An 8761-nucleotide genomic window follows, 5' to 3' on the forward strand; every position below is an offset into this window, starting at 1 on the left:
AATTGACGCTCTTCGGCCAATAATATATATGAGCTGGTACAAAACTTACTGCGAACTTACTGCGCCGTTGCCCGCGTCAACTTGAGCAATTTTCCATTCTCCTCATCAGTCAGCAGATAAATCGCGCCATCGGGCCCTTCCGCGACATCGCGAATACGTGCGCTATCCCTTAATAATTTTTCTTCGCTAATGACATTCTTCTCATTGACTACCAACCTGACCAGATGCTTGCCTGCCAATGCACCAATAAATAAATTACCCTTCCATTCTGGGAACATGGTGCCTTTATAGAACATCATGCCAGAAGGGGCGATGGAGGGTGTCCAGTAATAAATCGGCTCTTCAAACCCTTGCTCTGCATGTTCCTTTTTGATGGGTGTCATCCAGTAGTGAATACCATAACTAGCTAGTGGCCAGCCATAATTCCTGCCCGGCTTGGGAATGTTGATTTCATCTCCCCCACGCGGGCCATGCTCATGAATCCATAATTCTCCGGTGCTCGGGTGAATGGCGGCACCTTGAATATTCCGATGACCATAGGACCAGATTTCCGGTTTGGCTTTTTGATCTTTGACAAAGGGATTGTCGGAAGGCACAGAGCCATCACTCCGGATTCTAACCAGCTTACCGAGATGATTATCGAGCTGCTGAGCTTGCTCCATATATTTGAAACGCTCACCAAGTGTCACAAAAAGATTGCCATCCAGCGCAAATACCAGGCGAGATCCAAAATGCTTGGTGCCGTCTGTTTTGGGCTGCTGACGGAAGATCACTTGTAGATTTTCCAGCGCCATATCGACCAGCTTTGCTCTGGCAACAGCGGTGCCAGCTACACTGGCTTGTGGTTCCGCATAAGAAAAATAAACGAGATGATTTCTGGAAAAATCTGGATCAAGTGCTAAACCCAGCAACCCGCCTTGATCCTCAGCAAACACGGTCGGCACACCCTTGATGGGTTCGGATAATTTGCCATCGGCCGATACGATGCGAAGCTGCCCTATACGCTCGGTTAAAAGTATTCGTCCATCAGGCAGGAATGCCATGCTCCAGGGATGATTTAGCCCCTTAACTAAAACATGTACATTGAGTTTCACCTGGGAAGATTGAGCATGTGCAGTGGAATAAAAATAAAGACTGCTCAACGTAAGTAAAGCGAACAACTTGATTATCAGCAAGATACGAGTCATTTTCATCCCTTCCTTATAGATGGTATGAACAAATAAAGCATTAAAATGGTGTCATCCGGATGCGCAACCCACCAAAAACATTGAGGGGCGGACCTGGTTCAAAAAAACGACCCAATGCGGCGTTGATACGCGTATTAGCATTGTAGCGCTCATCGAACAGATTATTAATGCCGACGAATACCGAACCTTCGAGCCAGCGATGTTTCTTTTCCCACCCCAACAACAATTGCCCCAGGGTATAGGCATGGTTAGTGACGGTATTGATGTCATTCACAAAAAACTCTCCTACCCGATGAACATGCAATTGCCCAAATATTCCAGTGGGATGGGTGTAACGTACCCTCCCCTCCCATCTATGTTTTGGCAAACCGGGAAATTCATTGCCTTTCAGATCGATATTATCGACAATAAAGCGCTCAAACTCGAAATCCGAATAGGTATAGGCGATTTCACCTTGCAATCCCTGCCATACTGGCGTTGCCAGACGGCTTTCAACCCCTAGTCTGCGTGATTTTCCCGCATTGCGAAAAAAAATGCGACCAGGAGACTCGGCTAATTCAAATGGTGTGATTTCGTTGCGGGTATGGATATGAAAAAATGTAGCTTCATATGCAAAACCAGCTGGGTTACCCCGTAGTCCGATTTCCTTGCTCAAGGAAGTCTGGGCTTCAAGGTTATTATTGAATCCTCCCGTTCCTGCAGGATTGTTGATCAGTTCTGTGGTCGTGGGCGCTTCGAATACGGAAGCAATATTGGTATAGATCTGATGGGTATCCAGCAGGCGATACACAAGCCCCCCTGTGCCACTGGCTTGAGAGAGCGTTCTGGTGCCCGATTGATCGCTATCCAAAAGAAATACATCTTTTACCCGGTATTGAAACCAATCCCAACGGCCACCGGCCACAAGATCCAATTTGTCAGTTAGACTCCATTCATTGCGTAAAAACGGCCCGACATTCTGTACGCGTTCAATTTGATCAAAATTTAATGCACCTTGCACTCCAAAAAGGTTATTGAAACGTCGTCGATCGTCATTCTGGATGGCATAGTCGACACCGACCAGCAAGCGATTAGCGCGCTTTAGCAAAGTATGATCACTCGCAAACTGGGCTGCCAATCCTCCTGTCCAGCGATCGAATTCCACCTGTCCGCCAATGTTAAATGGCAGCAGATTCTGAAAATCGCGGTGTAACGCATGAGCAACAATAGTCAGTATCTGGTTAGAGGATGGGCTTTTCCGGTAGCGCACGGCGAATTGTTCCTGGCGGATGGCTTCACTTGCATTAAATAACTGATTATTCGCTGCTGCCTGTTTCGGGTTGGCATTAACCTCGGCGAGTGTTAATGCACCTGGATCTTTCGAATCAGGGGAATAAAACTGATGCAGTAAAATCATCCAGTCAGAATCAGGTGATGATTGGAAATTCAATTTGACTTGGGAAAACAGGTTTTCCATGCTGCTGTGATTGCGCCAGCCTTTCTGCTGGAGATACGATCCGAACAATCCATAGTCAAAATTTCTCATCCGCCCTCCTGTATACAACTCTGATTTCAAATAACCGAACTGACCAAAAACTAGACGGGGCGCGACTTCAAACTTTTCGCGTGGTGAGCGAGTGGTAATGCTGATCATACCGCCAGAAGCATTACCGTATAACGTGGTCGATGGGCCTCGCAGAATTTCCATACGTTCGATTAAAGCCGGATCAATAGCATCGAGCTGTGTCTGACCATCGGGTAAGGTTTGCGGAATATCATCGACACGCAACTGGATGCCCCGCACGCCAAACGGTGAGCGCGCACCAAAGCCGCGGATGGCTATCCGCAAATCCTGCGTAAAATTATATTGATTCTGAAAAAAAACACCGGGCGTGCCATGGGCGAACTCATCCAGCGTGGCACCAGGCTGATGATCGGTATATTTACTCCGCTCAATACGGGTAATTGCATCAGGTATTTGTTCAGGTTTTTTTTCTGTGCGTGTTGCAGTCACTGTAAGGGGAGCAAAGATGACAGGCTCGGGTATTTTGGATTGTTGTGCTTGGGCTAAAACAGGCGTGATGAAAAACCCAATCAGAATGGAATTGATCGCCAAGTAGCTGTTCGAGTGTATACCACAAGCTAGCATATCTAGTCAGTAGTACCTAAATTGGCACATACAATAATTAAAATCCCATATCACAATCGAACATTAAAAGAATCGGAAATTCTTAATAAAAAATGATTGTTCGGAATTAGAAAAATTAGCTGTAAAAGCTGAAAATTTGGCGAAAGAAAATTTTACAAAAGATAAGATTCATTTGCTTTTCCCTCACATTATCGGATTATGTGGTCATTTTTTGATTACTACTTCAATTCTACTATCATGTATCTATTCAAAAATAAAGTCGCGAGTATCATTCTTTGGTGGATGGAGCTACAATGTCACGCAACAGCCGGGTAGTACGGAAAAACTTGAACAAGATATCTACCTTCTCCTTTGCAGCCAGAATCAAAAGCTTTAGCTACGCTTTTGCAGGCATAGCTGTATTAATAAAAAGCCAGCATAATGCCTGGATTCATCTTCTTGCAACTACTCTGGTAATCAGCTGCGGACTATTTTTTCAGATTGAATCTGTTGAGTGGTGTCTTGTCATTTTGGCTATCTTAGCGGTGTTTGTTTCAGAAGCTTTAAACACTGCCATCGAATTTTTATGCGATGTTGCTTCCCCTGCTCCGCATCCATTCATTCAAAAATCCAAAGATGTGGCCGCAGGTGCTGTACTGATAAGCGCCATTGGCGCTGTCATCATAGGTTTAATTATTTTTCTGCCTTATTTTAAAGTCTACCTATAACCATTTCTCAGTCAATTCAGATTTTGTAACCTGTCAATGCTTATTTTTAATCTCTTATCCCGTTTCTAAATCAAATCTAAATCAAATATGACGCGAAGGTGAACCGCAGACAGGATAAATAATACGGCGGAGAGCTGACAAGGTTCTCCTTGAACTTAAATAATCCTAAAGGCAGTTTTTTTAGGATTATCAATAGTATTATTCACCATTAATGGTAATAACAAGCCTTCTGCTTCCCCCGTGATTCCGGTGCTCGCAAAGATAGATTCCCTGCCATGTGCCAAGAGTGGGTCGCCCATTGGTGACAGGAATGATCAAACTGCAACCTAACAAACTAGATTTTAAATGTGCTGGAAGATCATCGCTTCCTTCGTCCATATGCCTGTAATAAGGTGCATCCTCAGGTACTATATGATTGAAGAAATCTTCAAAATCCTGGCGCACGGTAGGATCTGCATTCTCATTAAGGGTTAATGATGCAGAAGTATGCTGAATAAAGATATTCATGATCCCTATCTTGACCTCTCTTAATTCCGGCAGCTGTTGCAATATTTCATCAGTCACCAAGTGAAAGCCGCGTGTGCGGGCTCTAAGATAAAGTTGTTTTTGTATCCACATAAAATATCTATCCAATTTCTTGAAATTATGCAGCTTCTTTCAATCTCAGGCAGAGACTTTTTTAAGCTGGCGATATTCCATATTGTATCGATACTCTATCTAACAGGTTGTTAAAAAACGTATTCGAGGCAGTCGATGATAGGCAAAAGCAGGCGAAAAAAGCTGAGTTTATACCTGATAAATGAGCATTTTGAGCCTGTTTTTAACACTGCAGCGGCAACATCAATTTCAGTTGAATAATTTGTTAGTAGGTTTGATCGATTCTATTGCACCATGTCACTTTTCATCACGATCAGATAAACTACATCATCAAAAATTACTACCATCAAAGTTTTTCTTATGACAGAAACTGTTATTGATTTTATTCGTCACGGCGAGCCTGTTGGCGGGCATCGTTATCGAGGTCACAACATCGACGACCCACTCAGCGAAAAAGGCTGGTCCCAAATGTGGGATGCAGTTGGTGAATATAACGCATGGGAGCAGATTATCACCTCCCCACTACAACGCTGCCAGACGTTTGCGCGTGCGCTGGGAGAACGTCACGGAATAGACGTTACTGTTGAGCCTCGATTTAAAGAGGTGGGATTAGGTTCGTGGGAAGGGCTTAGCCATGATGAAATTAAAATAGGTAGAAGCGATGAGTTTCAGGCCTTCCTGAGAAACCCGGTAAATCATCGACCTCAAGGTGCAGAAGTCCTTGACGATTTCATCAATCGAGTCAACTCAGCTTATGACGAAATCGTGGAGCACTATCGAAGTAAGCATTATCTCATCGTTGCGCATGCAGGTGTAATTCGTGCAGTCATCGCAAGAACAGTCCATGCACCACCGGTTGGTTTCTATCGAATTAAAGTCAATAATGGCGGAATTACCCGTATACGGCACACAGAAACAGGCGAAATGCTGGAGTTTCTGAATGGGAAGCTATCTGGGGCTGAAAACAAATAATCTTAAAACCGCAGTTGGACGGAGTGAAGCGTGTAATGATTCAGGTGCGGGCAAAGCGTGATAAGACCGCAGGATTGCCCCCTGAAACGAAGAGCAACGCCGCATTCGCGCCTGGAGCGACATATGATGCACCTCGTAGCGGTCTCACCATTCTGATGAATGAGAAAATTTCGAAAATGCTCCCTATGCCATGAGCTTAGCTCGACCCTTCACCATAGGGGAAAAAAGTTGATAGAAAAATACTGCTGTTTCACACTTTTTTACTCTACCAAAGTAGGATCTATCCAACCTTGGCTCGCAAAGTACTTTGCCAGTTCTACAGCTATCTTACCAGCCATACCTTTTGCTTGTTGTACGGAAGCCGATTTATAAGCCTTTCCAGCACCCAGTGCTACATTGGCGGAAACCACTGCTGCTGTACCAGCTCCTGCTGCCACACCAGCCGACCCCAACATAGCTGCTCCAGGCATGCTGCCACTTTCGGAATGGGCATCAAAGGCGATCAGTTCCTCAATGCCAGAATCTCCCTGTGCTAAAACCCGCACACGACTATTAAGCGAAGATTTGCCTGCACCTAAACCAATTACAGTACGCTGCAAGCGATGACCTTCATCGATGTCGATAAATTCCCCTGTAATCATAATCGCGTTTTTGCCAATGGGCTTATTAGTTGTAGCTCGCACTGGATTAAAACCCATAGCGGCTATCTTTGCCATCAATTCGGCGGCCAGAGCATCAGCTACTTCGCGCCCAATCTGAATTTGTTCAGCTGTTTGATCACTCCCGATGAACCTCCTGTCGATTTTTGCAAAAAGGGCGGAATTTTGATTAACGTCCTCTAAGTTAACTGCAAAATCATAGATTAGCACTTCTTCAGGTTTAGACTGGCTGAAAAAAGGTGGTTCTTTTGCCGTTTGCGTGGCATGCTGGACACAGCCAATGACTAGCAAAGCTATTATGAGCGTCATGAGATCTTTAAAAAACATTATCTTCATCAAAAACCTCGCCTATTTGATTTGAAAACTAAAAAGATCCCAATCTTTGCTGCATAGTTTTGAGCACTATGCCAACAGTAAACCATATCGTCAAGCTATGTCGTTGCTTTATTTGATTAAATACAAAGCAAAGAAGAGTACGCTGGCTTTTTATTGATACGAAACGAATCTATTATGGATGATTTAGTTATCCAAAGCCATTAAAAAGCCAATATAAGTGAGATTTTCGAGGTAATATATTTCAAGGTGCTTTGACAAGCAGAGGTGATAAGTTTTTAGCGTGCATCTTATAAAGGAGCTACCATGAAACATCACAAATACCTTATTGTCGGTGGTGGGATGACTGCCGATTCAGCTCTTCACGGTATTCGCCAAATTGACCCAGATGGTACCATCGCCATGATCTGTGAAGAATTACACTCGCCCTATGATCGCCCTCCGCTAACTAAGTCATTATGGAAAGGCGCGAAATTTGAATCAATCTGGCGTAGCAAGCGTGACCTTGATGTTGCTGTCCATATAGGCAAAAAAATAGTCAATCTTGACCCGACCAAAAAGACCGCGACTGATAATGTCGGAAATATTTATACCTATGAAAAACTTTTACTCGCCACTGGCGGATTAGTCCGACGATTGCCCAATGTAGATGCAAATATCATCTACTATAGAACCGTAGATGATTACCAGAAGTTACGCGAACTATGCGAGCAAGGTTCAAATTTTGTTGTCATCGGGTGTGGTTTCATAGGTTCAGAAATTGCTGCTGCACTTGCAATGAACAATAAACACGTAACCATGATTTTTCCTGAAAAAAGTATAAGCGCGCGTGTTTATCCACAAGCACTCTCAGAATATTTGAATAGCTATTATCGAGAGAAAGACGTCACCATCCATGCAGCCGACAGAGTTAAAGCCATTCGGAAAGAAGGCGCCAAAATAAGTGTGATTACTGAAAATGGTATTGAAATAGCCGCTGATGGAATCGTAGCCGGACTAGGAATTCAACCTAACACTGACCTTGCCAAACAAGCCGGACTTGCAGTAGATAATGGCATTCTAGTCGATGAATGGCTGCGCACGAGTAATCCTGATATTTATGCTGCAGGCGATGTAGCGAATTTCTATAGCCCTCTCCTGGAAAAACGAATACGGGTAGAACATGAAGACAATGCAAATATCATGGGGGAAATGGCTGGCAAAAACATGGCTGGTCAATCAAATCCTTATCATTATCACCCTTATTTCTACTCTGATCTATTTGATCTGGGATATGAAGCAATAGGTGAGCTTGATGCTAGCCTTGATATCATTGAAGACTGGAAAGAGCCCTTTCGCAAAGGCGTGATCTACTATTTGCGTAATGGGCAGGTACGCGGTGTACTGCTGTGGAATACATGGGGTCAGCTTGAGGCTGCTACTCAATTGATTGCTGAAAAAGCTCAGCACACCCATGCAACTCTGTCAGGACGAATAAGCGATTAGTTATTACGCTTTTGCCAGCATTTGCCTGATTAAAAGCTTGTATCGATGCACTTGTACGCCAGAGAACAAAAATCCTGGAAATCCTTCCAGGATTTTTGAGGTTGCCTTATTTGACAACCTCTATCAATAGCACAAACAAAATACTCGCTACTAACTTAGCGATAACCTCCAACCTATCACCCAACTTTTTATCAAGTGCACTAATTGATCACGTTTTTGATGGTATCGGCAGGCAGTGGTACCAGTTCTATTTTATAAGCTTGTTGGGAATCTTCAGCGCAGTGCCCGGCTGCCATGGAAAATGCTGCAATCCATAAGGCTAGATTGTGCAGCTCATGCGTTTAATGTTAAAACACCTCTGGAACCCTTCGAATCATAAATACTGAATATGGGTTTTATAATGACTTCGAGTAATTTGCTTTATCCACGGCGAGGATGCAGATATTTCTTGATCATTGCAGGCATTTAATTGCTCATGCATTATTTGGTGACTCAAAAGATTGCTTTGGGGTTTAGCTGATCAAGCTAGCGTAATTCTAATTTGCACTAGAAACTGCATTAATAATCCAATCCCAGCTGGTTATACTTTTGATTAAAGCCGGGGCATTTTCGAGATTACATAATGCACTAACCAAATGATTCTCGAGCGTATCGATGCTGTCAAATACGCGGTTATGAAAGTATTTTTCTCGC

Annotated in this window: 8 protein-coding genes; 4 read left to right on the forward strand and 4 right to left on the reverse strand. The window is 43.7% G+C overall.

The window, feature by feature from the left end; genetic code table 11:
* Positions 1–56: 56 nt before the first annotated feature.
* On the reverse strand, positions 57–1187 hold the full coding sequence (locus tag BLV54_RS04710; protein WP_218132311.1) for a PQQ-dependent sugar dehydrogenase: 1131 nt from the start codon (positions 1185–1187) through the stop codon (positions 57–59).
* A gap of 40 nt (positions 1188–1227) precedes the next feature.
* Complete coding sequence (locus BLV54_RS04715; RefSeq protein ID WP_256329132.1) at positions 1228–3282, reverse strand: TonB-dependent receptor family protein; 2055 nt, start codon at positions 3280–3282, stop codon at positions 1228–1230.
* A gap of 326 nt (positions 3283–3608) precedes the next feature.
* Between BLV54_RS04715 and BLV54_RS04720 the strand changes: the two genes are divergently transcribed.
* Positions 3609–4022: a diacylglycerol kinase family protein gene (locus tag BLV54_RS04720; RefSeq protein WP_176969674.1), complete on the forward strand. Its 414-nt coding sequence runs from the start codon at positions 3609–3611 to the stop codon at positions 4020–4022.
* Between the two features lie 198 nt (positions 4023–4220).
* Here the strand turns inward: BLV54_RS04720 and BLV54_RS04725 are convergent, their stop codons facing one another.
* On the reverse strand, positions 4221–4640 hold the full coding sequence (locus BLV54_RS04725; protein WP_090568495.1) for a secondary thiamine-phosphate synthase enzyme YjbQ: 420 nt from the start codon (positions 4638–4640) through the stop codon (positions 4221–4223).
* A 339-nt stretch (positions 4641–4979) separates the two neighbouring features.
* Here BLV54_RS04725 and BLV54_RS04730 point away from each other — a divergent pair, with 339 nt between their 5' ends.
* Together BLV54_RS04730 and BLV54_RS15960 are read left to right on the forward strand one after the other, a co-directional pair.
* On the forward strand, positions 4980–5591 hold the full coding sequence (locus BLV54_RS04730) for a histidine phosphatase family protein (RefSeq protein WP_090568498.1): 612 nt from the start codon (positions 4980–4982) through the stop codon (positions 5589–5591).
* 23 nt (positions 5592–5614) lie between these two features.
* Positions 5615–5785: a hypothetical protein gene (locus tag BLV54_RS15960; protein ID WP_176969675.1), complete on the forward strand. Its 171-nt coding sequence runs from the start codon at positions 5615–5617 to the stop codon at positions 5783–5785.
* Positions 5786–5851: 66 nt separating this feature from the next.
* On the opposite strand, the gene BLV54_RS04735 is transcribed toward BLV54_RS15960, so the two are convergent.
* A complete protein-coding gene (locus BLV54_RS04735; protein ID WP_090568501.1) occupies positions 5852–6586 on the reverse strand; it encodes a DUF4410 domain-containing protein in 735 nt (244 codons plus the stop codon).
* A 303-nt stretch (positions 6587–6889) separates the two neighbouring features.
* Here BLV54_RS04735 and BLV54_RS04740 point away from each other — a divergent pair, with 303 nt between their 5' ends.
* Positions 6890–8068: an NAD(P)/FAD-dependent oxidoreductase gene (locus tag BLV54_RS04740; RefSeq protein WP_090568502.1), complete on the forward strand. Its 1179-nt coding sequence runs from the start codon at positions 6890–6892 to the stop codon at positions 8066–8068.
* Positions 8069–8761: the final 693 nt, after the last annotated feature.

Source organism: Nitrosomonas sp. Nm33 (genome assembly GCF_900107265.1).
Classification (GTDB): domain Bacteria; phylum Pseudomonadota; class Gammaproteobacteria; order Burkholderiales; family Nitrosomonadaceae; genus Nitrosomonas.

Coding starts and splice junctions, on each gene's coding strand:
- BLV54_RS04735 (WP_090568501.1), bottom strand. CDS start 6,586: ATGAAGATAATGTTTTTTAAAGATCTCATGACGCTCATAATAGCTTTG.
- BLV54_RS04730 (WP_090568498.1), top strand. CDS start 4,980: ATGACAGAAACTGTTATTGATTTTATTCGTCACGGCGAGCCTGTTGGC.
- BLV54_RS04720 (WP_176969674.1), top strand. CDS start 3,609: ATGTCACGCAACAGCCGGGTAGTACGGAAAAACTTGAACAAGATATCT.
- BLV54_RS04710 (WP_218132311.1), bottom strand. CDS start 1,187: ATGACTCGTATCTTGCTGATAATCAAGTTGTTCGCTTTACTTACGTTG.
- BLV54_RS04740 (WP_090568502.1), top strand. CDS start 6,890: ATGAAACATCACAAATACCTTATTGTCGGTGGTGGGATGACTGCCGAT.
- BLV54_RS04725 (WP_090568495.1), bottom strand. CDS start 4,640: ATGTGGATACAAAAACAACTTTATCTTAGAGCCCGCACACGCGGCTTT.